We start from the raw sequence: 24,991 nt of genomic DNA, 5'->3' as shown, positions 1-24,991 counted from the left end.
TACGATGACCCCTTCATCCGCAAACCCTTTGCGCAATCTTCCGTCGGTCGACCAAGTGCTGAGGACCCCGCTGGCGGCGGCCGCAATCGAGCGCTTCGGACGGCAGGCCGCGACGGAGGCCATTCGCCGAGCCGTCGCCGATGCACGAGTGGCCTCCCGCAATGCCGGAGCCATCTTGCCGGAGGCAAACGATCTTGCCGGCGACGCGCTCGTGCAGCTCAAGGACGGCGAACGCTCTTCCCTGCGCCCCGTTTTCAACCTGACCGGAACGGTGCTGCATACCAATCTCGGACGAGCCCTCCTCGCGAAAGAGGCGGTCGAGGCTGTTCGGCTGGCGATGCGCGAAGCGGTGGCTCTCGAATTCGATGTCGAGAAAGGCGAGCGCGGCGAACGGGACGATCATCTTCGATCGCTCGTTTGCGAGCTGACCGGAGCCGAGGATGCAACCGTCGTCAACAACAACGCGGCTGCCGTCCTTCTCGTCCTCAACACGCTGGCGCTCGGTCGCGAAGCGATCGTTTCGCGAGGCGAGTTGATCGAGATCGGCGGCTCTTTCCGGATGCCCGAGATCATGACGCGCGCCGGCGCCAGGCTTGTCGAGGTCGGCACCACCAACCGCACGCATCGCAAAGACTATGTCGCGGCGATCGGCCCGGAGACCGGGCTCATCCTCAAGGTGCACACATCGAACTACCGGGTCGAAGGATTCACGGCCGAGATCAGGGCACCCGAGCTCGCTTCAATCGCCAAGGCGCATGGGATACCGCTGGTCCATGATCTCGGTTCGGGCACGCTGGTCGATCTAGCCCGCTACGGTCTTGGGCGCGAGCCGACCGTGCGCGAGGCGGTGGCCGACGGCGCCGATCTCGTCACATTCTCCGGCGACAAGCTGCTTGGCGGTCCGCAGGCGGGGTTCATCGTCGGTCGCAGGGACCTGCTCGCAGCGATCCGCCGCAACCCGATGAAGCGGGCGCTCAGGGTCGACAAGCTTCGTTTGGCAGCGCTCGAGGCGACGTTGAAGCTCTACCGCGACCCCGACCGCCTGGCCGAGCGCCTGCCGACGCTAAGGCTGCTCTCGCGCTCGGTGAGGGAGATTGCAGCGCAGGCAAAGCGCCTTGCTCCCCTGGTTGCTGACGCCGTGGGCGAAGCCTTTGCGGTCGACACGGTGGAGTGCCGGAGCCAAGTCGGATCCGGCGCGCTGCCGCTCGAAACTATGCCAAGCGCCGGGCTTGCACTCAAGCCGCGCTCAGGGAGCGGCCGGTCGCTCGTAGCGCTTGCGGCTGCGCTGCGTGGGCTGGACGTCCCCGTGATCGGGCGCATCGAAAACCAGGCGCTCGTGCTCGATTTCCGCTGCCTGGAAGACGAGGCGAACTTCGTCGCCAATCTAGCCGGCTTAAATCCGGGAGGAACCGATGCGCTGGCTTGACCGGCGCCGCCCAGCCGAGACGCCTGTGGCCGCACGCATGACCGAGGCCCTCGAAGCCGCGCGGCGAGGCGATCATGCCGTGGCTCTCTCCATATGGGAGCCGCTGGCTCACCGGGGCGTTGCCCGCGCCCAGAACAATATCGGTGCCTGCTTCGCCGCAGGGCTCGGCGTCGAGCGTGATGCGGAAATGGCCTTTCGCTGGCTGGCGCTCGCCGCCGGGGCAGGGGATCCTGTCGGACAAAGGAACTTGGCGTCGCTCTATTTCCGCGGCGAAGGAGTTGAGCAGGACTTTCGCCGGGCGGCCGAGCTCTATCGGGCCGCAGCGGAAACCGGCGACGGACCGGCGCAGGATATGCTGAGCTGGATGCTGCTGGAGGGCGAAGTGATGGCTCCCGATGTCGGCGAGGCGCGACGTTGGGCGCTTGCCGCGGCCGATCAAGGCATCGCATCCGCGATGACCCGGATCGGCATGCTTTATCACAATGCGCTCGGCGTGCCGCGCGATCCGGACGAGGCTGTCCGCTGGTGGCGCCGTGCTGCCATGCGTGGAGACGCCGAAGGGCAGGCAATGCTCGGTGCCGCCTGCCATCTTGGCACGGGCGTGCCGGCTGACGCGGTCGAGGCGCTCGTTTGGCTCCTGCGTGCCCAGGCAGGCGGCAGCGCCCTCGCCAGCCGCTATCTGGCTGCGGTGCGCGCCGAATTGAGCGCGGGCGATGCGGCCGAGGCCGAGCGTCGCGCCGCCGCGCCGTGGCCGGAGGCCGCATCATCATGATCGTAGGCACGGCGGGACATGTCGACCATGGCAAAACTGCGCTGGTGCATGCGCTGACCGGTATAGACACCGATCGTTTGCAGGAGGAAAAGTCACGCGGCATGACGATCGATCTCGGCTTCGCCTATTTGCCGGTGCCGGGTGGCGATAGCATCGGTTTCGTCGATGTTCCCGGGCACGAGCGTTTCGTACACACGATGCTCGCCGGCGCCAGCGGCATCGACTTCGTGTTGCTCGTGGTGGCCGCCGACGACGGCGTCATGCCGCAAACCCGGGAGCATCTCGCCATCGTCGATCTGCTCGGCGTCAAGCGCGGCGCCGTCCTGCTCACGAAATGCGACCTGGCCGATCCAGAGCGCCGCACTGCGGTGGCGAACGATATCCGCTCGGTGCTTTCCGGGACGATGCTTGCCGAGGCCCGCCTGATTCCCGTCTCGGTCGTTACAGGCGAAGGTATCGATGAACTCAGGTATCTCTTGTTCGAGGAGGCGTCTCATCTTGTCCGGCGTGCAGTTTCGGGCCGTTTTCGACTAGCGGTGGACCGCTCGTTCACGCTGCGCGGCGTGGGCACCGTCGTGACGGGCACCGTGCTTTCGGGTTCTCTCGGTACTGGGGACAACGTGGTCGTAAGCCCGTCGGGATTGCTTGCGCGGGTCCGATCGATCCACGCCCAGAACCGGCCGGCTGAACGTGGTCGGGCGGGAGACCGCTGCGCGCTCAATCTGACCGGCGAAAGGGTTTTCAAGGAGGCGATCCGGCGCGGCGACGTAATTGTCGATCCGAAGCTTCACGCGCCGTCGGACCGGATCGATGCAAGCCTTCGCGTTCTGCCGGGTGAACGCAAGCCGATCGGCCAATGGTTTCCGGTGCGGCTCCACCATGCCGCGACGGAGGTGGGGGCACGCATTGTACTCCTCGGAGACGAACCGATCGGGCCTGGCGGCACGGCCAATGTTCAATTGGTGCTGGACAGTCCGATCGCGGCCGCTGCCGGCGACGTTTACGTGGTGCGCGACACCTCCGCGCAGCGAACCATCGGCGGCGGACATTTTCTCGATCTGCGGGCGCCCAGCCGCAAACGCCGCGCGCAGGAACGGCTGGTCCAACTCGATGCCCATGCGCTTTTGGCGCCCGAACTGGCCGCCGCCGCACTCCTTGATGCGCCGCCCCACTATTTCGACCTGAAGGCTTTCGCGCGCGACAGGGCGCTCAGTGACTGCGAGACGGGAGGCCTGATCGATCAACTCGGGCTTGTCCGTTTTGCCGTCGGAGAAATGCTTCTCGTGCTGTCGCCAGAGCGCTGGTTGCGATTCAAGCGCGACTTGGCCGCGACCCTGGAGACCTTCCATGCCGACAATCCGGATTTGCCGGGCGTAGGAGTGGAGAGACTGCGTATTGGGCTTGATCCACGTCTGCCGGCCCCCTCTTTCATAGCAGTTCTGCGGAGCCTTTCGCACGCTGGAGAAGTTGCCTTGGACGGCGCCTGGGTGCGGCTGCCCGGTCATGAGGCGCACCTGACGGCAAAGGATGAAACTCTCTGGCTGCAGATCCAGCCTCTCATCGGCGGACCCGAACGATTCCATCCGCCGAGAGTGTGGGACATTGCCGAGGTGCTGGCCGCGCCGGAGACGGAAATCCGGCGGCTTCTGAAGCTTGCCGGCCGCATGGGGAAGGTCCACGAGGTCGCTCATGATCACTTCTTCCAGCGCCAGGCGTTGGCGCAGATCGTCGAGATCGCGCGCGACCTCGCTGCGTCGATGCCCACAGGCGAGTTCACCGCTGCTCAATTTCGCGATCGCGTGGGCAGCGGACGCAAGGTCGCCATCCATATCCTCGAATTTCTCGATCGGCACGGCGTGACGCTGCGGCGGGGAGACTTGCGCCGTCTGAACAGGCGCAGGCTGGACCTGTTCCGCCTGACAGGCGAGGGTGAGCCGCCGATGGCGCAAATTTCTGGAGGAGCATCGTCCCCGGTGGGGCGTCCGGACTTCAAATCCGGGAGGGGCCGCGAGTCGGTCTCTGGTGGGTTCGACTCCCACTCTCTTCCGCCATCCTAGTGAGCCAAGATGAACCCGACGGCTTCCTTTCTCAATGACCTGAAGACGACGGCTGAGACCGCCAGGACAACCGAGGCAAGCTTCAGGCGACAAGCGGCCAATCAGATCGCGGTTCTGGAACAGGAGCGCGCTTTCGCCTTCAGGCGGCTCAACCTCATGCAGGCGATCTCGGACGCCGTGGCCTCAGCCGAAAGTGAGGAGATCGCCGTGGCCAGCGCTTTGGCCGTCCTGCGCTTGCGACTCGGCTGGAATGCGGACAGCGAGGCGCGCACGGAAGCGATCACGCATTTTGGCCCCGTCGCGCTTGCGTTGTTCCAGGCTGCGAAGCTGCCCGAGCACGAACCCGCCACCAATATCGGCGAGGCCCTTGCGATTTTTGAGCATTGGTACTCCGAATCCCGGGGATCGTCGTTCTGGTTGCTATTCGAGCACCAGATCGTGGACACGCCGCTGGTCGACTTTTGACCGACGGACTTTTCGGCATACCCGGATGTGAAAGCAGAGAGCGCAACGTCGCTTTATTACCGACGACACGATGCGGTAACCGGCGCCTCGGTCACCGCCGCAAGCAGCTGCTTTTTGGGGGCGGACGCCGGAAGCCGTTCACTCCCATGACATAGGAGCCATATCGCATCATCGACAAGGCGCGCGAGCAAGGCATCAACTTCATTGACACCGCCGAAGTCTACCACAACGGCAAGTCCGAGGAAGTCGTCGGTCGCTGCATCAAGGCGACGCGCGATCATTGGGTCGTGGCGACCAAGTTCGTCAACTCGCACGACAAGGGGCCTAATCTCGGCGGCCATTCGCGCAAATGGGTGATCCAGACGGTCGAGAACAGCCTGCGGCGCCCCTGATCGGCGCAACAGGCGGCGGTCAATGCCACGCTCTGGTGATCGAGCATCAGCTTCGCCCCCTGTTCGGCTTTTACTTGGCACTGACGGTGCCAAGCGCCGTCTATGGCAATGACAGCGACTTTTCCGACGGGAAGCTCACGGACCCGCAGGTTCTAGCACGGGCCGGGCAGGCGGTGGACCAGTTCGCCACCCTGGTTTCGGCACGGCAGCCGAAGCGCCAACAGGTCAGTCTGGCCTCAGCCTAAGGGGCAGCGAGTCGTAGACGTCCCTGGTCCTTAGGTTCGCCAGACCATACGAGAGAATGCGAAGGAAATGGGTTGGCGAACCCTCCAGTAACGTATTGATTTCCCAATAGGGAACGTTGACCCCGCAGGTCGAAGGGTCGCATTTGTTCGCCATGGCATCGTTCGCGCGTTGGAAGCGATGTTAGCATGCAGGCGAGGCATGACGAAAACGGGGGAGGTCTCATGAGTTTCGATGATATCGATCTCAATTTGCTGAGAGTGTTCGACGTGATGATGCGTGAAAGGAGCGTAACGCGCGCAGCTGCCGAATTGGGAAGAACACAATCAGCTGTAAGTCATTCCCTATCAAAACTTCGGTATTTATTGCAGGACGAATTGTTCACGAGAGACGGGGGCGAGATGCGGCCAACCCCTCGGGCAGTGGAGTTGCTGTCAGATATTTCTGCTGCGCTGGCTACGATCCGCGCGTCGATCGACCGGCATCAGATCTTCAATCCAGCAACGACGCGACGCAACTTTCGCGTGGGACTCACTGACTATCACGCCATGATATTCATCCCAGGGCTCATACGGGAATTTTCGAGGCAAGCGCCTGGCGCGACGCTGAACGTCATTCCCGCAAACGGACCCGAAATCGGTTCATCGGTCTATTTGAGACAAGTCGACTGTGCACTGACGGGAGCGGCAATACGCGACGACCCAGGTCTCTTGAAGGTGGAGCTTGGCCAGGATCAATTGTTTTGCGCGGTGTGGAGTGGAAGCAAGATCGCCAGGAACGCAATGACACTGGAAACATATTTGGCCAGTTCTCACCTGCAGATTTCCGCAGATGGTCTGGCAGAAGGCCTCGCGGATGCCGCCCTCAAGCAGCATGGTCTCCGGCGCAATGTCGTTGCGACCATCTCGAATTATCTGGTGCTGCCCTGGGCGCTTCGCGGCACTGAATTGATTACCCATTGCGGCGATGCCATCCTGCAAATTCTGGACGAGAGGAGTGAGGTGACGTTGGTCCCGCCGCCCCTTGCCATATCGAATGTGAATGCCTGGCTCATTGTTCACCGCCAGATGGCGAATGACCCGGGTACCAAATGGCTCCGGGAAATAATCATGAGCATCTACAACGAGTCGCGGATCGAGAGAGACCAAGGGTCAACCGTCGGAGCACCGGGGTTGGCTGCACCATAGGTCGCGCGCGCCGTCGCTCATTCGATTAGCCCGCCCCAAGCAAACTAGCCCGATCAGCACTCAAGCTCCCTTTCACCCGAGAGCGAGCGCCTCCTCAATTATGAATGACGCTCATTTTCGCAATGAGAACAGTCAATTTGACGAATAGTCATACTTGAGGCCACATTCCCTTCAACAAAAACAGGGGAATACCGAAATGAGATCGATGTTCAAGGGCTTTCTTGCCCTCGCTATCGCGTGCACTGCCTCCTCGGCGTGGTCCGCAACGCCCGACAATGTCAAAAAGAATGGAGTGCTGACGTGTGGCACAAATTCGGCCACGGCTGGCTTCAGCCTTCCCGATAGCGAAGGCAAATGGACAGGATTTGTGGTCGACTATTGTCGCGCCGTGGCCGCTGCCGTGCTCGGGGATGCGCAAAAGGTTAAGTTCATCCCATTGACGCCAAAAGATCGCTTCACCGCCTTGCAGTCGGGGGAGATCGACATTCTTGCACACAACGCAACATGGACATCGTCGCGCGATACGTCTCTCGGCATACTTTTTGCGGGGACGTACTTCTATGACGGTCAGGGATTTATGGTGCGCAAGGCGGACAACATCACATCAGCCAAGGGGCTCGAGGGCGCATCGATTTGCGTCACCCAAGGCACCACGACCGAGTTGAACCTTGCCGACTATTTTCGCTCGCAGTCGATCAAGTACACCACGGTTGGTTTCGCCGACGAGGAAGCTGTCGTGAAGGCTTACGAGGAGGGGCGTTGCGACGTCCTGTCGGCGGACACCTCTACCTTGAACGCATCGCGGCTTCGCATGGCCAAGCCGGACGACAGCATCGTTCTTCCCGAACTGATCTCCAAGGAGCCGCTTGGCCCGGCAGTGCGGCAGGGAGACGACCAGTGGTTCAATGTAGCGAAGTGGACGCTTTACGTCATGGTGGCCTCCGAAGAATACGGGGTCACCTCCAAAAACGTTGATGCGATGAAGTCGTCGGACAATCCCAGCATCCGCCGTCTGCTTGGCGTGGAAGGCAGCATCGGCAAGGACATCGGGCTCGGCGACGACTGGCCGGTCGAGGTGATCAAACAGGTCGGTAACTACGGCGAAGTGTTTGATCGGAATGTCGGCACGGACTCCCCACTGAAAATGGAGCGCGGCATGAATGCGCTCTGGAACAAAGGCGGCGTTCAGTACGCTCCGCCGATTCGCTAGGCAAAGCATGGTTGCAAGGCGCTGGCGCGTTACCGCCAGCGCCTTGCACAGATCCCGCTAGGAACACGCCATGTCCGATTTGTCGCTTCCAGCGCCCTCGCGCAGGAGCCTATCGCTGCACGATACGAAAGTGCGCGGCGTTTTCTACCAGCTCTTGCTCGCAGGTTGCCTGTTGGCTTTGGCCCTGGGCATCGGCATGCAGACCGCATCGAATATGCGGGTCCGGGGGATTCCGCTCTCATTCGATTTTTGGGGTGAGGCTGCCGGCTTCGACATCAATCAAACCCTGATACGGTACGATGCACTATCCACCTACGGTCAGGCGTTCTGGGTGGGAGTGGTCAATACCCTCTACGTCAGCTTCCTCGCAATCTTGCTGGCCACCTTGCTTGGCTTCGTCATCGGCGTTGCCCGCCTCTCGCCGAACTGGATCGTTTCGAAGGTGGCGACCGCCTATGTCGAGCTTGTGCGCAATGTCCCGTTATTGCTGCAGCTGCTGTTCTGGTACAACGCCGTCCTCAAGCCGTTGCCTTCCCCGAAGGCGTCCATCGCCATCCCCGGCGGCATCTACCTCAACAATCGCGGCCTCATCATTCCGGAGATCCAGTGGCATCCGAGGGCGGGGCTTGTGGGCCTGGCATTGGTAGCGGCCGTTTTCTGCTGCATTGCATTCTGGTTCCGCGCCAAGAGTGTCCAGAAACGAACTGGCAAGCAGCTGCCGGTATTTTTGGTCAGCCTGGCGACCTTGATAGGATTTCCGCTGATCGTGTTCCTGGCGGCTGGCGAGCCGGTCTCGTTTGTCGCGCCGCAGCTGCGGGGTTTCAACTTTCAAGGCGGACATCAACTCTATCCAGAGCTTGCCGCTCTCCTGATCGGTCTGTCGGTCTACACCGGATCCTACATCGCCGAGATCGTCCGGAGTGGAATCCAGGCAGTGCCAAAGGGCCAGAGCGAGGCTGCGTATGCGCTGGGGCTGGCGCCGGGCAAGACGCTTCGCCTTGTCGTTGTTCCGCAGGCGCTGCGTATTATCATCCCGCCTTTGACAAGCCAGTATCTCAATCTAATCAAGAACTCGTCGCTTGCGGTGTTCATCGGCTATCCCGACCTCGTTCAGATCTTTGCCGGGACGGTACTCAACCAGACCGGCGCCGCCGTCCAGGTCATGGCGATCACCTTGTCCGTCTATCTCGTTATCTCCCTTGCCACGTCGTTGGCCATGAACGCGTGTAACCGACATTTTGCGATCGTCGAGAGGTGACGCATGAGCGATCAGTCCATGCATTCGCCAGTTGTCAGCAGCGCGCTCATACCAGCGATGGCGCCCCCCGCTGACGTTTGGCCGGGTCCAGTGACCTGGATGAAAAAGAATCTGTTTTCGACGCCGTCTTCAGGCGCGCTGACAATATGCTTTCTCCTCTTCGCCGTGTGGCTGCTGCGTCACTTTCTGAGCTTTGCGATCTTCGACGCGGTCTGGAGCGGCGGTCGCGAGGCTTGCCGCACGAACAGCCAAGGAGCCTGCTGGCCTTTCATTGCCGAGAAGTTCGACTACCTGCGATACGGCGCGTACCCGGCTTCCGAGCGGTGGCGCGTTGATCTCGCACAGGCTATCGGCGCCATCCTCATCGTATGGCTCCTGTGGACAAAGGCTCCGCGGCGCAAAGTGGCGGCGTTGCTATTCTTCCTTGTCTACCCCGTTGCCGCATTCGTTCTCGTGCGCGGGGTCGCCTGGCTCCATTTGTCTGTCATCGATACGACGCTCTGGGGCGGTCTGCTGATCACGCTGCTGATGTCGATTGTGGGCATCGTCTTCTCGCTTCCGATCGGGGTTATCCTGGCGCTTGGACGCAGGTCCGAACTCCCTTTCGTCAAGGCGGTCTGCGTCACATTCATCGAAGTCGTCCGGGGGGTGCCGTTTATCACGGTGCTGTTCATGGCGAACTTCATGATGCCGCTCTTCGTCCCGGACTATCTGACGCCTGATCGTCTCCTGCGCCCGCTCATGGCGATAGCGCTGTTCTCGTCCGCCTATATGGCCGAGGTTGTGAGGGCCGGCCTTCAGGCGATCCCGAAAGGCCAATACGAAGCAGCGAACGCGCTCGGGATCAGCTACTTCAACGTGATGCGCTTGATCGTGCTTCCCCAGGCGTTGACGATCGTTATTCCGAGCATCGTCTCGACCTTCATCGGCCTGTTCAAAGACACGACGCTGGTCGCGATAGTCGGCATAGCGGATTTCCTGAGGGCCGTCGAAACGGCGCGCGTCGATCCGAACTGGGCAGGCCCGACGATCTCCTCAACCGGCTACCTCTTTGCGGGACTGGTCTACTGGGGATTTTGCTTCGGCATGTCCCGTTACTCGCAAGCGATGGAGCGCCAGTTGGCGCGCGGCCATAAATCTTAGGAAGCGACGATGATGCCACCAGCAATGTACGCATCGACGAAGGGACAGCCCTTCTACAAGGCGATGGCCATTGAACTGCGTGACGTCAACAAATGGTTCGGTTCATACCACGCGCTCAGGAACATCAACCTGTCGGTGCCACAGGGGCAGCGCATTGTGATCTGCGGCCCCTCGGGGTCGGGCAAATCGACGATGATCCGGTGCGTCAACCATCTCGAGGAGCATCAGTCGGGCGAGATCATCGTCGACGGCAAAGCGGTAACCGGGGATCTGCGCAAGATCGACGAAGTTCGCAGCAACGTCGGCATGGTTTTCCAGAACTTCAATTTGTTTCCCCACCTCACGGTGCTTGAGAATTTCACGCTTGCGCCTGTTTGGGTGAGGAAGATGCCGCGGACGGCAGCTGAGGAATTGGCGCGCCATTATCTGGAGCGCGTCAGAATTGCGGAAAAGGCGGACAGCTACCCGGGTCAGCTGTCGGGTGGCCAGCAGCAACGTGCTGCAATTGCCCGGGCTCTCTGCATGAACCCGAAGATCATGCTCTTCGACGAGCCAACCTCTGCCCTCGATCCGGAGATGGTCAAGGAGGTGCTCGACACGATGGTGTCGCTCGCCGGTGAAGGTATGACGATGCTGTGCGTGACGCATGAAATGGGCTTCGCGCGGGAGGTGGCCGATCGCGTGGTGTTCATGGACCGCGGGGAGATCGTCGAGATCAATACGCCCCATCAGTTCTTCACCAACTCCCGGTCGGAACGGGCGCGGCAGTTTCTGGCGCAAATCCTCAAATAGGGAAGCCGCAGACGCAAAGCGGCCCGTAACCGTGGCAGTAGATTTTCCAGGTGAGTATCAAATGGCTTGTGCAGACACGCCCGCATCGGCGGTTGGGCAACAAAATATTGTGGGAATAGATTTCGACCAAATCCACGACCGCCAGCAATTCGGATCCGTCAAATGGGCCAACCAGTGGGACGAGTTCTCTCCTCAGGTCGAAGGCCAGGACCTGCTCTCCCTATGGACAGCGGATATGGATTTCCGTGCTCCGGAAACCGTCATCGCGCGGCTGCGCGAGGCCGCCGACCATGGCATTTACGGCTACACACGCCGTGATCCGCGCCACTATGAGATCGTGCAATCGTGGTTCACACGCCGGCACAACTGGTCGCCGATGCTGGAGGCCCTGCTTCCCGCGCCGGCGATCATGCCGTCTGTGGCTGCGATACTGCGAACCTTTACGAAGCCTGGTGACGGCGTCATCGTTCAGTCACCCGTGTACTCGCCCTATTTCGAAGTGGTTCAGGGAAACGGGCGGGCTCTGCTCACGAACCAGCTGAGGCTGCAGAACAACAGGTATGAGCTCGATCTGGAGGACTTCGAGAAACTGGCGGCCGGCGGCGCCAAGGTGTTCCTGCTGTGCAATCCTCACAATCCTGCCGGAATGGCCTGGACACTCGAAGAATTGACAGCGCTGAACGACATTTGTGAGCGCCATGGGATTTTGGTCATATCCGACGACATTCACTGCGACATAAGGTTGTCGGACCACCCGCACATCGTCTTCTCCTCCATCTCGGACGATGCCGCGGAGAAGTCGTTCATCTGCACCGCTCCGACGAAGACTTTCAACCTCGCCGGGGTGCCTTCGGCAACCATTGCGGTGGCGAGCAAAAAGCGCCGCGAGCAGCTTCTTGCCGCGATGCAGGCCTCATTCATGGTAAATGCAAACTTTTTCGGCCGCCTGGCCCTGGAGGTTGCCTACAGCACCGGCGCGCCCTGGCTCGATCAACTCACACCCTACATCGCCAGCAACATTGATCTGGTTTGTGACTTCGCCGGCGAATACCTTCCAGGCATTACGCCCATGCGGCCCGACGCATCGTTTCTGGTGTGGTTGGACGCGTGCGCGCTCGATCGTAGAGTGGGTGGAATTCAGAAGTTCTTTGTCGATCAGGCCGGCGTCAATCTGTATGACGGCCGCGTCTATGGGCCTGGCGGCGAAGGTTTCATCCGCCTGAATGTCGGCTGCCCGCGTCCCCTGCTGCGCCGAGGGCTGGAGCGGATGTCCAGCGCGCTGGCATCCTTGTGACTGAGCGGAACCAAGCCAGGATGCCCCGAATGCGAATTGCCATCATCAATCCCAACACGACTGCTTCGATGACCAGCGGGATCGTCGCAGCCGCCATGGCGGTGGCAGGCCCAGGGACGAGATAGTGGGCATGCATGCCAACGGCTGGACCTGAAGCGATCGAAGGGCCATTGACGGTGCACTCTCCGTACCGGGCCTGCTCAAGCAGGTGGTCGCGGCGGAAATGGACAATGTCGACGCCCATATCATTGCCTGCTTAGACGATACGGGTGTCGACGCGGCAAGCGCCATCGCTACCAAGCCCGTCATCGGTATAGGCAAGGCTTCGCTTCATCCGTCAGCCTTGTCGCTCACAGCTTCTGTGTCGTGACCACTCTGTCGCGTTCCGCGCGACTGATTGAAGACAACATTCGCCGTTACGGGTTCTCCCGTCGCTTCCGGCGCGTGCTTGCCTCCGACATCCCGGTCCTCGAGTTGGAGAGATCTGAAAGTGGTGCCTCCGAACGAATTTCGGAGCTCATACGCGAAGGTGGAGGCATAGGCTGCTTTGGCGCCGAGCTGGAGGTGGTCTCCGACCGGTCGCCGAACTGATCACCCGGAATACAGATGATCATGCTCGGCATGAGCGCCGGCCCAAATGCCGACGCGCAGTATTTGTTCAGCGAGGACATGCCTGGCCACACCGCTGGCCACAGGCCGCGCCACGCCAAGACCTATCGCAATTTCGCCGCCGAATATGAGCGGCTGCAAGGCGAGCGTATTGCCGCCTATCGCGAGCTCGTATCCGACGTGCAGACGGGCGCTTACCCGAGCCGCAGCACGCGGTCCCGATCACAGATGAAGAGTTCTCGACCTTCAGCACCTCTCTCGAACTTTAGAAAGCGAAGATACACAACAGGCTGCGAGATTCCCTTGCGGTACGCTGACCGAACGAACCTAATCTGTTTGGCCAGTTCACGACCTCGTTCTGGCAGGTGGAGGTCAGCTATCTCCGCTCCGGACACCAGAGCTGACAGGCTGCCTTCGGCCCCCAATAGCCAATACAGAACTGCAGGGCGAGCGATCAGCGCTTGTCCGCCGGCTGGCTGCTCGTCGTCGAAGGGATGCGGGCGATGACCTTGATCTCGAAATCGAAGCCCGCAAGCCAATTGACGCCCAATGCGGTCCAGTTCGGGTAGGGAGGTGCACCGATTTCTTCCGCTCGGACGGCCAGAACTGTCTCGATCTGTTCGTCCGGGTTAGTGTGGAACGTTGTGACGTCGACGACGTCGTCGAAGCTGCACTCGGCGGCCGCCAAGACCGCGCGCAAATTGGCGAAGGCCCGTCGAACCTGATCCTCGAATACGGGCTCGGGCGAGCCGTCCTCACAGCTCCCGACCTGACCCGACACGAAGAGAAGATCGCCGGACCGAATGGCTGCGGAATAGCGGTGGATATCGTATAACGTGTGCCGGTTGGCCGGGTAGACGGCGTCACGTGTAGGCATCTCATGTTCCTTTCTGTCTTGAAAGAGGTGGGCACGAGCAGCGGGCCGGAGCCGGGGGTCACAGCCGCGCCAACTCCTCGTCTGTGAAATCCGCCGCAACCGCGATGTCATTCTGCCGGTCGAGCTCCTCGATGCGTCCGCCGAGTGCCTTGCGGATGCCGGCATAGGCCTCGGCACCGAGCACCAGCCGTTTCGGGAGCGGACCATCCTGATCGGCAAGCCTGATCATTGCATCCGTCATGCGGTCGGGGTCGCCCTTGATCACCCAAGACCCATGGAGCGCCTCGCGGACCTGATCGGCGGGGGTTCCCTCATAGGCCGCAAGCGGCTTGGTCCGCGCGAGATTGCCGCCGAACCCGGTCCGCGCCGGCCCGGGTTCCACAAGGCTGAATTCGATGCCGAAGGGAGCAGCCTCCTGCGCCACGGATTCGACGAACCCCTCGATCCCCCACTTGGTCGCGTGATAGAGGCTGAAAGCCGGATAGGCGATCTGGCCTCCCTCGCTCGATACCTGTAGAATCCGACCACCACCCTGGCTGCGCAGATGCGGCAACGCCGCCTGGATGAGCGTGATCGAGCCGATGAGATTGGTGTCGATGATGTCCCGAACCTGCACATCGCCAGCCTCTTCAGCCGCGCCGAGCAGGCCATAGCCAGCATTGCTGACGACGATGTCGATCCGAGCGGATGCCGCGAAGGCGCGGTCGACCGCGGCGCGGACCGAGCTCTGGTCCTTGAGGTCCATTGCGACGATGCGGAGCCGTTCGGGGTAACTTGCACGCAGGTCGGGAAGTGCGTCCTCGCTGCGACTGGCACCGACGACGCGGTCTCCCCTGATCAGGGTCTTCTCCGCCAGCAGCCGGCCTAGACCAGAAGACACACCCGTTATGAGCCAGGTCTTTTCCATTTCTCATTTCTCCAATTGATCCAGGCAGGAGATAGGGCAATCGCATTGCGCGCATTAGCCGTTGAAATCGGCATGGGACAATGCAAAATCCCCATCAATGCCCCGCCCGTCGCTCAACGATCTCACCGCCTTCGTCGCCGTTGCCACACACCGTAGCTTCCGCCGAGCAGCGGACGAGATAGGCACGGCACCTTCCACATTGAGCCATGCGATGCGTGCGCTCGAGGAACGCATGGGCGTGCGACTTCTGAACCGCACCACACGCAGCGTCTCGCCGACAGAAGCCGGGTTCCGGCTGCTCGACCGTCTTCAGCCGGCGCTCGCCTCGCTGGACGAGGCGCTCGACAGCGTCGCGGGGTTCCGGGGCAATGTCGCAGGAATGGTCCGCATCAACGCACCGCGATTGGTGGCCGGGCTTCTCGTTCGCTGGGTCCTTCCGCAGATGGCGAAGCGCCATCCGGACGTGACCGTGGACATCGTCGTCGAGGGGCGGCTCATCGATATCGTGTCCAGCGGGTTCGATGCCGGCGTGCGCCTCATCACATCAATTCCCAAAGACATGATCGCCGTGCCGTTTGCACGCGCGTTGACGTTCATCTGTATCGCGTCGCCCGCCTATCTCGATCGCTTCGGGGAGCCGGGAACGCCCGAGGAATTGCAACGCCACCATTGCATCGGCCACCGTATGCCCAGCGGCAAGCTCTATCGATGGGAGTTCGAACGCGCAGGCCAGGAACTGGTGATCGGGGCAAACGGCCCCATCGTCCTTGATGACGAGGAACTGATGGTCGAAGCCGCAATAGAGGGTCTGGGCATCGCCTATGTGGCGGATTGGGCCGCCGAAGCGGCGTCGTCCGATGGCCGGCTACGCAAGGTCCTGACCGCGTGGACGCCAGCACCGGAAAAAGTTGCGGTCTACTACCCCGGACATCGAGCCGTGCCGCCCGCCCTGCGGGCTTTTCTCGATGTTGTAAAGGACCTGCGGAAGAAAGAACCCTAACCAGATCAACGAAGCCGACGCCCTCGCGCGGAACAGCCGCAGCGGGGCGAAGCGAACAGCTGAAGATCGCGGTCCTGCTCTGAGCCAGCTCGCGTCGCATGACTTCGAGCAACTATTCGAGCGAGAGCTTCTCGCGGGGGCGCAAATTCCTCGATCGGGGCTAGTTTCCCGAGATGAGGCAGGTCACCGTTAAACGCAGGGTCCAATCACTACCTTCCCGTGACCTTCCGAACGTCTGCAAACGAGCAGGGCCGCGCCGCTTTTCTTGGAGCTGTGAAAACGGCCTGGGGCGGGTACTAAGCGTGCGATTCACTAGTTGCAGCTAACGTGGTGGAGGCATTCGCGGCCAGTTGTACTGATGAACTGATGGCTCTCAGAACGCGGTCATCTGCTTAGCTCCGTTCAGCGCACCAGCGCGTCCCGATGACAGCCAGACGGATGCCGGCAGTGCCGCCGATGCTACCCCTTGATCGCCGAGCCGACGATCGAATCCACAAAGAAGCGCTGCAGGAAGACGAAGAGCACCAGTGGCGGGAGCACGGCAAGCGTCGCGCCAGCCATCACCAGTCCCGTGTTGAGAGCGCCTCGATTGTAGCTGAGCAGGCGACTAAGGCTGATGACGATCGGATATTCGTGTGCATTGCCCTGTAGAACGGTCAGCGGCCAGAGATAGCTATTCCAGTGATAGACGAAGGCAAACAGCGCCAGTGCTGCGATTGCCGGCGCCACGCTCGGCGCGACGATCTTGAACAGGATCAGGAGTTCCGACGCCCCATCCATCCGCGCTGCGTCGATCAGATCGTCGGGCACGCCGGCTATAAACTGGCGCATCAGGAAAATGCCAAACGCATTGGCGAGATTGGGCACGATAATACCGGCAAGGCTGGCGTTCAGGCCGATTGATCCGACGAGACGGTAAAGCGGGATCAGCGTGACGATCGGCGGCAGGAACATGGTGGCGATCAGCACCGAAAACAGCAGTGAGCGGCCGGGAAAGTGATGCTTGGCGAAGGCGTAGCCAGCCATCATGCTGGTGACCAGAATGCCGGCGGTGGTGATCGTGGCGATCACCAGCGAATTCCACATCGAGCGACCGACATTGATGACGCCGGACACTTTCTCGTACGCTTCGAGGGTCGGCGTGCGCGGTATCCACACCGGCGGCACCTGCATGGTTTCGGCCGGCGTTTTCAGGCTGGAGAGCACCATCCACAACAGCGGGAAGGCGGAGGCCACGGCAACCAGCAGCATCAGCGTGGCGAGCAGTGCTCTGCGGCCCGCCAGGCGTTTGCGCGCCAACCGGCTCGATGCTGAGCGGCCCGGCGCGCTCATTCGTCATCCTTCCGGTTGGCGAATGCAAACAGCGCACACACAATGACGATCAGCGACAGCATCAGCATCACTGCCATGGCCGAGCCCAGCCCGCCTTGTGCCCGCTCGATGCCGACTCGGCGGATATGGTAGGTCAGCACGTTGGTCGAGCCGACCGGCCCGCCTTGGGTGATCAGCGCCACCGGCTCGAACACTTGCACGGCGTTGATGATGGCAATGACGGCGCTGAACAAGAGCGTGCGGCTCAACAGCGGCAAGGTGATGAAGCGGAACTGTTCGCGCCGGTTGGCGCCGTCAAGCGTCGCCGCCTCGTAAAGACTGCCCGGGATCTGGGTCAGCCCGGCAACGGCCAGCACCGTAAAATAGCCGATCTGCTGCCAGACATTGAGGACGACGATCGAGATCAACGCCGATCTTGGCGAGGACAACCAGAGTTGCGGGCCGATGCCGGCGAGACCGAGCACCTGGTTGAGCGGCCCCTCGCTCGGCGAATAGAGCTTCGACCAGACCAGCGTCACGGCGATCATCGGCACCATGTAGGTGGAAAACAACACGGTCCGCAGCGCCGTACCGCCTGCGACATCGCGCTGGTGGACCATCAAGCCGAACACTACCGAAAGGGGCAGGATGAGGATCACCGACAATGCCGTGTAGATGGCGGTGTTGAGCAGCGCTCGCTTGAAATCCCGCCCGACCGAGGTCGGCCCGAATATTTCGCGAAAATTGTCGAAGCCGATGAAGCTCGCATTGGAAAAAGGCGTCTGCGTCGACCAGTCCTGGAATGACAGCCAGATGGTGAGCAGCATCGGCAGCAGGATGAAAACGCCGATCAGTGTCACGGCAGGCGCCAGCATGATGCCCGCCGAGGCACGATAGGTCTTGATCATCGCTCTGCTTCCAAAGCGTCGGGCTCTCGAAACAGCGCCTTCGCTATTTGGCGGCACGCTCCAGGATCGAGACGGCATCGGCCTGCGCGTTCGCCTGCGCATCCTTGGCCGAGAGCTGCCCATACTGCAACGCCTCGAGCGTCTGCTGCAGCGATTCGCTGAATTCCTGGCCGCCCGGGACGACAGGGAAGGGCTTGGCGTCGGCAAGCACGCTGACATAGCCGGACAGGAACTCGGAACCGAGCTTGTCCTTATGGGCTTCGATGTCGGAGGTCCGCGTCGGCAGGATGCCCATCGACATCAGAATATCCGACATTGCCGATGCGCCGTTCTTGCCGGACTTCGGACTGTTCAGCCACACCAGGAAATCCCATGCCGCTTTTTGTTCGGCCTGACCGGCATTGGCGTTGACGACGGTCATCCATGAATAGGAGATCGAGTGCGGCTTGTCGCCGCTCGGACCGACCGGGATGGGTGCGGTGGCGATATTGGAGAACTTGTCGCCCATGCCGCTCTTCAATGCGCTTTCCCACCAGTTGGCCATGATGATCATGCCGGTCTTGCCGGACACGAAGTTGTCTAGGAAGGGGCCGGTTGTGTTGGCGTCGGCCGTGGCCATCGCCGGATCGCTGGCGCCGGACTTGATCAGGTCCTCGTAAAGCTGGAAAGTCTCACCGGCTTGAGGACTGTCGAGCATCGGTTTGCCGTCCTTGACCAGCTCGCCGCCATTGGAGACCAGCAGCGAGGCGAAGGGATGGACGACGCCCGCCGCCCAGGAATTGATCAGGCCGAAGCCTTGCTGGCCGGCATCTTTCCTGGTCAGCTTCTGGGCCGCATCCTTCAATTCGGACCAGGTCTTCGGCGCGGCTGTAATGCCTGCCCGTTTGAACAGCTCCTTGTTGTAGTTCAGCGCGTAGACGTCGATCTCGTTTGGAATGCCGTAAAGCGTGGCGCCAACAGAGGCCGCACTGACGACACCGGCCAGCCACGCACTCTTGACCTCGCCGGCAACTGCATCGGGGGCCGGCGCGACCAGCTTGTCTCGCGCCAGTTCGGGCAGCCACAAATCATAGATGCCGCCGATCGTCGGCCCGTCCGAGCTGCCGCCCTGGGAACGCAATGTCGTGAGGAGATCGCCGAAGGGGACGGCGCGCACAGTGACGGTCACATCCGGATTGCTCTTGGCGTAGTCCTTGGCCGCGGCGTCCAGCAAAGCGACCGTTTCGGGCGACCAGTGGGTCAGATAGGAGATGTTGACCGATTGCGCCCAACCAATGGTGGGCGAGGCCAACAACCCTGCAGCAAGTGCCAGTTTCGAAATCCAAGCCAAAGACATCCGACCCTCCGCATAGCCACACAGCGATGTCCATGACGTTATGACAACCAGAAGCAACGATGCAAGCGCTATCTTCGTGGAGAGCTCCTGCCGGCGTTGCGGCGTTTTTCTTACTCCGGTTTTGTGAAGGGAGATCACAGATAATAAACAGGAGTTTAGATACGATGGCTCGAGCTGTTTCTAACTGCTGGCTATCCCCAAAACCTCTTGCGATCGAAGTCATGTCGTTATAATGACACTGAACCGCTGCAAAGGATGCCGATGTCGAATGGGAGACGGAGCATGGTTCATCGACACGCTGCGCTCAGCCCGATCGGCTTTCGCGCCGCGTGCACCGGAGTCTGTACTGCACTGCCGACCAGAGCCGACGGCGCCGTGGCGTCGTGGAGCTGGCGCTTCGAGGACCGGGCGGCAGCCAGTCGGAGTCGCTCTCGATGACACGCGTTCTGGCCATCGATCTTGGCGGCACCAACTTGCGCGCCGCTATCCATACCGGCGATGTTCGCTGGCTGGAGATGCTCAGCCGCGAGCCCGCACCAGCAAGTCTTGATGCCTTCGTCGCCCGAATCGGTGCCTTGCGCGCCGAGGCCGGTCTGGTCGAGGCACTTGGCTTAGCGGTGCCGGGGCTTGTCGAGGGCTCGGTCTGCCGCTGGATTCCGAACCTGCCCTATCTCGACGGCATCGACATCGCGGCCTTGTTTCCTCGTCTGCGCGTTGCCGTTGGCAATGACGCGCAGGTCGCCATGCTGGCCGAAGCGGTCGAAGGTGCCGCAAAAGGCCTGTCCGATGCCATCCTGCTGGCGATCGGCACCGGTATCGGCTCCGCCGTTCTGGTCAATAACCACATCGTCGCCGGCGTACGTGGCGGCGCCTGCTCATTCGGCTGGGCCTGCGCCGACATCGAGGATGAAGGCGAGGACCGCAGCGGCTGGCTGGAGCGCTTCGCTTCCGGGCGGGCATTCGACGCCGCGGCGCGCCAGATCGGGCTCGCCAATGGCGGCAGGCTGGTCGAGGCGGCCCGGGGTGGCAAGACGGCCGCCCTTGACGCATTGGAGCTGCCGGCGCGCCGGCTGGGCACTGCCTTGGCGGGTGCGGTCGCGCTGCTTGACACCCAGGCGGTCCTGATTTCCGGCGGGCTTGCCGATGCGCTGGACGTGATAGGGCCGCCGCTGCTTTCGGCTCTGCAGCGTCATCTGCCGCCGCATCTGCGCGATGTCGTGCTGCGGTCCGGCGAATTTGGCTCCCGCGCCGGTCTCGTCGGCGCCTCGCTGGCCGGTCTCGCTGGTGCACAGTGGAGGCAGATAAGATGAGCCAAGTCAGCTTTCAGCTGCCCGACCGCCGAAGGCCCGAGCCGCTCTGGTATCAGGTGGAAGAGGCCATCCGCGCCATCGTAAAGAGTGGCGAGTGGGCGACCGGCGACCAGATTCCGGCCGAAGACAGACTGTGCGCCCTGTTCGGGGTGAGCCGCATCACGCTGCGTCACGCGCTGCGCAATCTGGAAGAGCACGGGCTGCTCAGGCGCGAACATGGTCGTGGCACCTTCGTGCGCTCCACCACGCTGGTCGCCGGCACCCGCGAACTCACCAGCTTCACCCAGGAAATGGGCAATATGGGCGTGGTCGCCGGCTCGCGCTTGCTCGACTGCAGCCTGACCACCGCCAATGCCGCCGCGGCCGGAGCGCTGGAGATCGAAGAGGGCGACCCGGTGGTGCGCATCCGGCGGCTCAGGCTTGGCAACAACGAACCGATCGGTATTCAGACTGCGCAACTCTCGGCCGCGCGCGTGCCCGGCTTTCTCGATGCCGGCCTGCTGCAGGGCTCGCTCTACGAAGCGTTGGAACGCCATTACGGCATCGTGCCGGTCGCGGCGCGCGAAAACTACCGTGTTGGCGCGGTCGGGACGGCGGATGCGCAGTTGCTCGATCTGCCTGCGGGGAGCCCCGCTTTCGTGGTCGAGCGCATCACCACCGACGAGCGTGGCCCGTTCGAATTCACCGTCTCGGTGATGCGCGGCGACCGCTACGAAATCCGCTCGACGCTGCGTGCCGGTCGCGCCGCGCCAACCGCAAAAAGCTGAGCCATTACCGAAGCCGACCCATAACAGGAGTACCGACGTGTCCGATCTTTACATACCCCGCCTTGCCGCCCTCATCGAACAGGCCTCGAAAGCCAATGCCGAAGCCTTTGGCGAGGCGGCCAGCCGCTTTGCCGACACGCTCGAGAGCGGCGGGTTGGTTCATCTTTACGGCTCGGGCCACTCGGTGTTGCCGGTCCAGGAAGTGTTTCCGCGCTACGGCAGCTATGTCGGCTTCAATCCGCTGACCGACCCGCGTGTCATGTGGCATAACGTGCTCGGCGCCGGCGGCGTGCGCGAACTTCTGTGGCTGGAGCGGACCGAGAAATACGCCGAGAAATTCCTCGATCACCAGCCGCTGAACAAAGGCGATTCGATCATCATCTTTGGCCACAGCGGCCGCAATTCGTCCGGCATCGACACCGCGCTCTATGCGAAAAAACGCGGCATCTTCGTCGTTGCGATAACCAGCAAGAACAATCTCGACAAGCCGGCGACGCACTCTTCCGGCAAACGGCTTGCCGATGCCGCCGACCTTGTCATCGACACCTGCTCGCCGATCGAGGATGCCATCGTGCCGGTCGAGGGCTGGAGCCGGCCGGTCTCCGGTTCGTCGACCGTGCTTGCCATGATCCTGGCGCATGAGCTGATCGCCCGCACCGCCGAGGCGCTTTCGAAACGCGGCATCGAACTGCCGGTTTTTGCCTCGCCGACAATTGCCGGCGTCACACTGCACGACACCGACGTCATCTATGGCGTCTATCGCGAGAAAATGCTCGAGGCACAAAGGAAGCATCTGCCGACGTTCCAGGCGACCATGCGCGGCGACTGACAACCGGGGAGGGCACGCAAAACACTAGGACGTAGTGTTCTAGGCAAGCCGCTTGAATGGTTTGGCCGAGGACGTTTTCGACAAATCCGCCAGCAGCCGACCTTCAGGTCGTCGCGTATCCTTCGACCGGCCGCGGCCGGAACCGAGACGGCAACTTGCAGGGATGGAGCGGTCGATAGCGCTTTCGCGGACTCGCGCCGGTGCCGCTACGTCCGCCACCTGATGGCGTGCGGGGGTTTCACCAACGCCGAAATACGCCTAGTCCGGCAAGCCCGCCAGACGCCAGCCATCGACAAAGGGCTGGGCAGCACTCATGCTCCTAAATGGCAAGTTCGCTACTAGTTCGCCGATCGTCCAACCTGGATTGCCCGCAAGAAATAGGCGGGCTTCCTCCTGTGCCTCAGGCAAGCGGCCGGCAAGGGCAAGCGCGGCAATCAGGTGCTCCCTCGAACCTGTCCCGTAGGTTTCTTCCCGGCTCAAGGACACGACCGCTTCTTCGTACTGACCGGTGGAAATCTGCGCCATTCCCACGATCCAGAAATACCAACCGGGTGGACGAGGATTTAAACGCAGCGCCTCCGCGCAAGCTATCAGCGCCGCTTGCGGCTTGCCCAAGTAGATTTGAAGCTCACCAATCCATGCAACCGCATCTGCATTGTTGGGATTTATCCGAATGGCAGCATCGAATTGAGATTTTGCTTCATCCCAATTGCGCTCAAAAAGCTGAACGCAGCCTAGGATCCTGCGAACGTTGGAATCGCCGGGATCGATTTCCACGGCCCGTTGTGCGTGCATCAGAGCCTTTGCGCGGCCGGGTACCTGTGGTTCTCCCCAAATAATCCAGCCAAACAGCAGTGAGATGGCAAGATTGCTGTGCGCTTCACAGTAGTTTGGATCGAGTGCAACGGCACGTTCCAAAGCTGAACGCGCCTCGCTGTTGTCTGATCTGGAAATGTTCCATTTGCCTCGCGACCTAACACAAAGATCATAGGCTTCGAGATTTGACGGTCGAAAACGGCTAACGATGTTCCTTTCACTGAGCTTGCCAGAAATCGCTTCAACAACGCGTCGCGTGACCTCGTCCTGAACGTCGAAGATGTCGGCGATTTCGCGGTCGAAACGCTCGGCCCAGACATGATTGCCGCCTTCCGCCGCGTTGATCAGCTGCACATTTACACGCAAACGCTTGACGGACCGCCTCGCGCTGCCCTCAAGTATGTACTTGACCCCTAGATCGCGAGCGATCTGACGGACATCACTAGGCTTGCCCTTGTAGGCGAAGGTGGAGTTACGGGCGATTACGAAGAAGCCCGGTACATTGGAGAGATCGGTGATGATGTCCTCTGTCAGGCCGTCGGTAAAGAACTCCTGTTCGGCGTCGCCGCTCATGTTGATGAAGGGCAGCACGGCGATGGACGGCTTGTCGAGAAGGGCGAGCGGAGCCGGTGTGGCGCCGGTTAAGACAGGTGGCTCGCGACGGGCAGACGTACCGACCTCCAGCGCATAAACACGCATCGGCTCAGCAATGTTCTTAAGGACTCTCTCGCCGAGATCACAAATCGCGAGGTCGTGCCGGCTCCGCACCTGACGGTAGGCATCTTCAGACAGGCAGATGGTTCCTGGCTTCGCTATGCCCTCCAGACGAGCAGCGATATTGACGCCATCGCCCATCAGGTCGCCATCCGCTTCCTCGACAACATCGCCGATATGAATACCGATGCGCAGTTCAATTCGACGCTCTGCCGGCAATCCGGAATTGCGCTCGAGCATCCCTACCTGCAGCTCCATAGCGCAGCGGATCGCGTCAACGCCGCTCCGAAACTCGGACAGCACGCCATCGCCGGTGCTCTTCACGACCCGACCCCGATGAACTGCGATGGTCGGGTCGACGAGGTCGCTTCGCAGCGTGCGGATGCGAGCGAGCGTACGATCCTCGTCACTCGCCGTCAGACGGCTGAAGCCGACGATGTCCGCCACCAGGATTGCCGCGAGCTTGCGTACTTCGGTCATTGCATGCCCATACCCGAACCTATCACAGCTGCGGACGGATGCCGCGCAGTTTGTGGCCAGCGAGATACCCTCCAATCAGTTCCGCATACGGACGAAGAAGCACAGCTTTGGGTAGTGAACGGAGTGACCGCTCAACGCGTCACCCTGGACGTCGAGGCGACCCGCGCGATCCGGCAGGCTGAGGTGGGAGCCGCGCGCACCAGGATTGACAGGACCGCGGACCGCTTCGGCCTGAAGCCGGAGTATTTGGCTGCCGACAGCGCCTATGGATCGGCGGCGAACCTCAGGCGCGCGACGAGTTCCTCCTCGCCGCTACCACTGTTCACCCTGAGCCGAGAAGGTCGCAATCGGCTGGAGAACCGACCCGCAGTTTTGGACAGCTCGATCAGCCGACGTCAGCCGTCTGGTTTGAGCGGTTCGTGCTCAATTACCTGGACCATGTCGGTAAGCTCGATTTCCGGTAATGCTCGCGTATCCCACGCAGCATCATGTCATCCGGCCACTAGGCCGATTTTCTGAGACAGGCAGCTCCGATGCAAGCTGAGTATCCGCGCATTTTAAGACGTTAACGACAGCGGATTTTGCTCGCGTCATCATCGCAGACATACCGCATCGGACCGGAAACGATGCGGACCTCGCGAAACCGGATGGTCGACGTCTTTCATCGCTCGTAGTCAGCGGGAATAGTCGGCTTACGACATCGAGCGTCTGCATGGCTCTCGCGCCGCGATGGAAGGCCAGGAAAGCCTTACGCCAGATCAGTTTGTGAAAAGTCATTGCCCTTATAAAGCAGGGCAAGCCGATGAGCCTTCGCGCAGGCGTAGGCAAAACAATCGCCGAAATTGAGATCGGCTTTGTGCCCGACTGCTTTGCCGTATTTCATGCTGG

General features: G+C 61.5%; 20 protein-coding genes, 1 tRNA gene and 5 pseudogenes. 19 read left to right on the top strand and 7 right to left on the bottom strand.

Annotated elements, in window-relative coordinates; genetic code table 11:
* Window positions 1-4: 4 nt before the first annotated feature.
* From selA to NKI41_RS28315, 14 genes and pseudogenes are all read left to right on the top strand, one after another.
* On the top strand, window positions 5-1,426 hold the full coding sequence (gene selA, locus NKI41_RS28380; protein WP_352686043.1) for an L-seryl-tRNA(Sec) selenium transferase: 1,422 nt from the start codon (window positions 5-7) through the stop codon (window positions 1,424-1,426).
* Window positions 1,413-2,198 carry a tetratricopeptide repeat protein gene (locus NKI41_RS28375; protein ID WP_352686041.1) on the top strand — a complete coding sequence of 262 codons (786 nt, stop codon included), beginning with the start codon at window positions 1,413-1,415 and terminating at the stop codon, window positions 2,196-2,198. The genes selA and NKI41_RS28375 overlap by 14 nt, the downstream gene beginning before the upstream one ends.
* Window positions 2,195-4,030: pseudogene (gene selB, locus NKI41_RS28370) on the top strand (selenocysteine-specific translation elongation factor); the annotation flags it as partial. The gene NKI41_RS28375 and the pseudogene selB, both read left to right, overlap by 4 nt.
* Before the next feature lie 123 nt (window positions 4,031-4,153).
* A tRNA-Sec gene (locus NKI41_RS28365) sits at window positions 4,154-4,249 on the top strand.
* A 15-nt stretch (window positions 4,250-4,264) separates the two neighbouring features.
* Window positions 4,265-4,720 carry a hypothetical protein gene (locus tag NKI41_RS28360; protein WP_352686039.1) on the top strand — a complete coding sequence of 152 codons (456 nt, stop codon included), beginning with the start codon at window positions 4,265-4,267 and terminating at the stop codon, window positions 4,718-4,720.
* Between the two features lie 161 nt (window positions 4,721-4,881).
* A pseudogene (locus tag NKI41_RS28355) lies at window positions 4,882-5,106 on the top strand (aldo/keto reductase); the annotation flags it as partial.
* A gap of 41 nt (window positions 5,107-5,147) precedes the next feature.
* Complete coding sequence (locus tag NKI41_RS28350) at window positions 5,148-5,357, top strand: NADPH-dependent FMN reductase family protein (RefSeq protein ID WP_352686038.1); 210 nt, start codon at window positions 5,148-5,150, stop codon at window positions 5,355-5,357.
* Window positions 5,358-5,579: 222 nt separating this feature from the next.
* Complete coding sequence (locus tag NKI41_RS28345) at window positions 5,580-6,542, top strand: LysR family transcriptional regulator (RefSeq protein WP_352686037.1); 963 nt, start codon at window positions 5,580-5,582, stop codon at window positions 6,540-6,542.
* A 196-nt stretch (window positions 6,543-6,738) separates the two neighbouring features.
* Entirely contained in the window at window positions 6,739-7,752 is a 1,014-nt protein-coding gene (locus NKI41_RS28340; RefSeq protein WP_352686036.1) for an amino acid ABC transporter substrate-binding protein, read from the top strand.
* Between the two features lie 70 nt (window positions 7,753-7,822).
* A complete protein-coding gene (locus NKI41_RS28335) occupies window positions 7,823-9,010 on the top strand; it encodes an amino acid ABC transporter permease (protein WP_352686035.1) in 1,188 nt (395 codons plus the stop codon).
* 18 nt (window positions 9,011-9,028) lie between these two features.
* Window positions 9,029-10,153: an amino acid ABC transporter permease gene (locus NKI41_RS28330; protein ID WP_502901251.1), complete on the top strand. Its 1,125-nt coding sequence runs from the start codon at window positions 9,029-9,031 to the stop codon at window positions 10,151-10,153.
* 63 nt (window positions 10,154-10,216) lie between these two features.
* A complete protein-coding gene (locus NKI41_RS28325; RefSeq protein ID WP_502901250.1) occupies window positions 10,217-10,945 on the top strand; it encodes an amino acid ABC transporter ATP-binding protein in 729 nt (242 codons plus the stop codon).
* Between the two features lie 61 nt (window positions 10,946-11,006).
* The gene (locus NKI41_RS28320) at window positions 11,007-12,239 is read left to right on the top strand and encodes a MalY/PatB family protein (RefSeq protein WP_352686032.1); all 1,233 of its coding nucleotides are present in this window, start codon (window positions 11,007-11,009) and stop codon (window positions 12,237-12,239) included.
* Between the two features lie 29 nt (window positions 12,240-12,268).
* Window positions 12,269-13,117: pseudogene (locus NKI41_RS28315) on the top strand (aspartate/glutamate racemase family protein).
* Between the two features lie 185 nt (window positions 13,118-13,302).
* Here the strand turns inward: NKI41_RS28315 and NKI41_RS28310 are convergent.
* The gene (locus NKI41_RS28310) at window positions 13,303-13,725 is read right to left on the bottom strand and encodes a RidA family protein (protein WP_352686030.1); all 423 of its coding nucleotides are present in this window, start codon (window positions 13,723-13,725) and stop codon (window positions 13,303-13,305) included.
* Window positions 13,726-13,783: 58 nt separating this feature from the next.
* Complete coding sequence (locus tag NKI41_RS28305; RefSeq protein ID WP_352686028.1) at window positions 13,784-14,632, bottom strand: SDR family oxidoreductase; 849 nt, start codon at window positions 14,630-14,632, stop codon at window positions 13,784-13,786.
* Window positions 14,633-14,729: 97 nt separating this feature from the next.
* Between NKI41_RS28305 and NKI41_RS28300 the strand changes: the two genes are divergently transcribed.
* Entirely contained in the window at window positions 14,730-15,632 is a 903-nt protein-coding gene (locus NKI41_RS28300) for a LysR family transcriptional regulator (RefSeq protein WP_352686059.1), read from the top strand.
* 459 nt (window positions 15,633-16,091) lie between these two features.
* Here NKI41_RS28300 and NKI41_RS28295 read toward each other — a convergent pair whose 3' ends face one another.
* From NKI41_RS28295 to NKI41_RS28285, 3 genes are read right to left on the bottom strand one after another with little or no spacing between them, the layout of a single operon-like run.
* Entirely contained in the window at window positions 16,092-16,964 is an 873-nt protein-coding gene (locus NKI41_RS28295; RefSeq protein ID WP_352686026.1) for a carbohydrate ABC transporter permease, read from the bottom strand.
* Complete coding sequence (locus NKI41_RS28290) at window positions 16,961-17,851, bottom strand: carbohydrate ABC transporter permease (RefSeq protein ID WP_352617927.1); 891 nt, start codon at window positions 17,849-17,851, stop codon at window positions 16,961-16,963. Before NKI41_RS28290 ends, NKI41_RS28295 begins: the two co-directional genes overlap by 4 nt.
* A 43-nt stretch (window positions 17,852-17,894) precedes the next feature.
* Window positions 17,895-19,187 carry an ABC transporter substrate-binding protein gene (locus NKI41_RS28285; RefSeq protein WP_352686024.1) on the bottom strand — a complete coding sequence of 431 codons (1,293 nt, stop codon included), beginning with the start codon at window positions 19,185-19,187 and terminating at the stop codon, window positions 17,895-17,897.
* A 434-nt stretch (window positions 19,188-19,621) separates the two neighbouring features.
* On the opposite strand from NKI41_RS28285, the gene NKI41_RS28280 reads away from it, so the two are divergent.
* The 3 genes from NKI41_RS28280 to NKI41_RS28270 are packed head-to-tail and all read left to right on the top strand — an operon-like array spanning window position 19,622 to window position 22,093.
* Window positions 19,622-20,497 carry an ROK family protein gene (locus tag NKI41_RS28280; RefSeq protein ID WP_352686022.1) on the top strand — a complete coding sequence of 292 codons (876 nt, stop codon included), beginning with the start codon at window positions 19,622-19,624 and terminating at the stop codon, window positions 20,495-20,497.
* Window positions 20,494-21,264 (top strand): GntR family transcriptional regulator, encoded by a 771-nt coding sequence (locus NKI41_RS28275; protein ID WP_352686020.1) that lies wholly within the window; start codon window positions 20,494-20,496, stop codon window positions 21,262-21,264. The genes NKI41_RS28280 and NKI41_RS28275 overlap by 4 nt, the downstream gene beginning before the upstream one ends.
* A gap of 37 nt (window positions 21,265-21,301) precedes the next feature.
* Complete coding sequence (locus NKI41_RS28270; protein ID WP_352617938.1) at window positions 21,302-22,093, top strand: sugar isomerase domain-containing protein; 792 nt, start codon at window positions 21,302-21,304, stop codon at window positions 22,091-22,093.
* 258 nt (window positions 22,094-22,351) lie between these two features.
* On the opposite strand, the gene NKI41_RS28265 is transcribed toward NKI41_RS28270, so the two are convergent.
* On the bottom strand, window positions 22,352-24,103 hold the full coding sequence (locus tag NKI41_RS28265; RefSeq protein WP_352686018.1) for an adenylate/guanylate cyclase domain-containing protein: 1,752 nt from the start codon (window positions 24,101-24,103) through the stop codon (window positions 22,352-22,354).
* A gap of 138 nt (window positions 24,104-24,241) precedes the next feature.
* On the opposite strand from NKI41_RS28265, the pseudogene NKI41_RS28260 reads away from it, so the two are divergent.
* Window positions 24,242-24,388 (top strand): annotated as a pseudogene (locus NKI41_RS28260) (IS5/IS1182 family transposase); the annotation flags it as partial.
* Between the two features lie 463 nt (window positions 24,389-24,851).
* Here NKI41_RS28260 and NKI41_RS28255 read toward each other — a convergent pair.
* Window positions 24,852-24,991: pseudogene (locus NKI41_RS28255) on the bottom strand (type II toxin-antitoxin system VapC family toxin); the annotation flags it as partial.

Origin of the sequence: Mesorhizobium sp. M0601, from assembly GCF_040320845.1 — a bacterium.
GTDB lineage: Bacteria > Pseudomonadota > Alphaproteobacteria > Rhizobiales > Rhizobiaceae > Mesorhizobium.
This window is presented reverse-complemented; position numbering and strand designations above follow the sequence as displayed.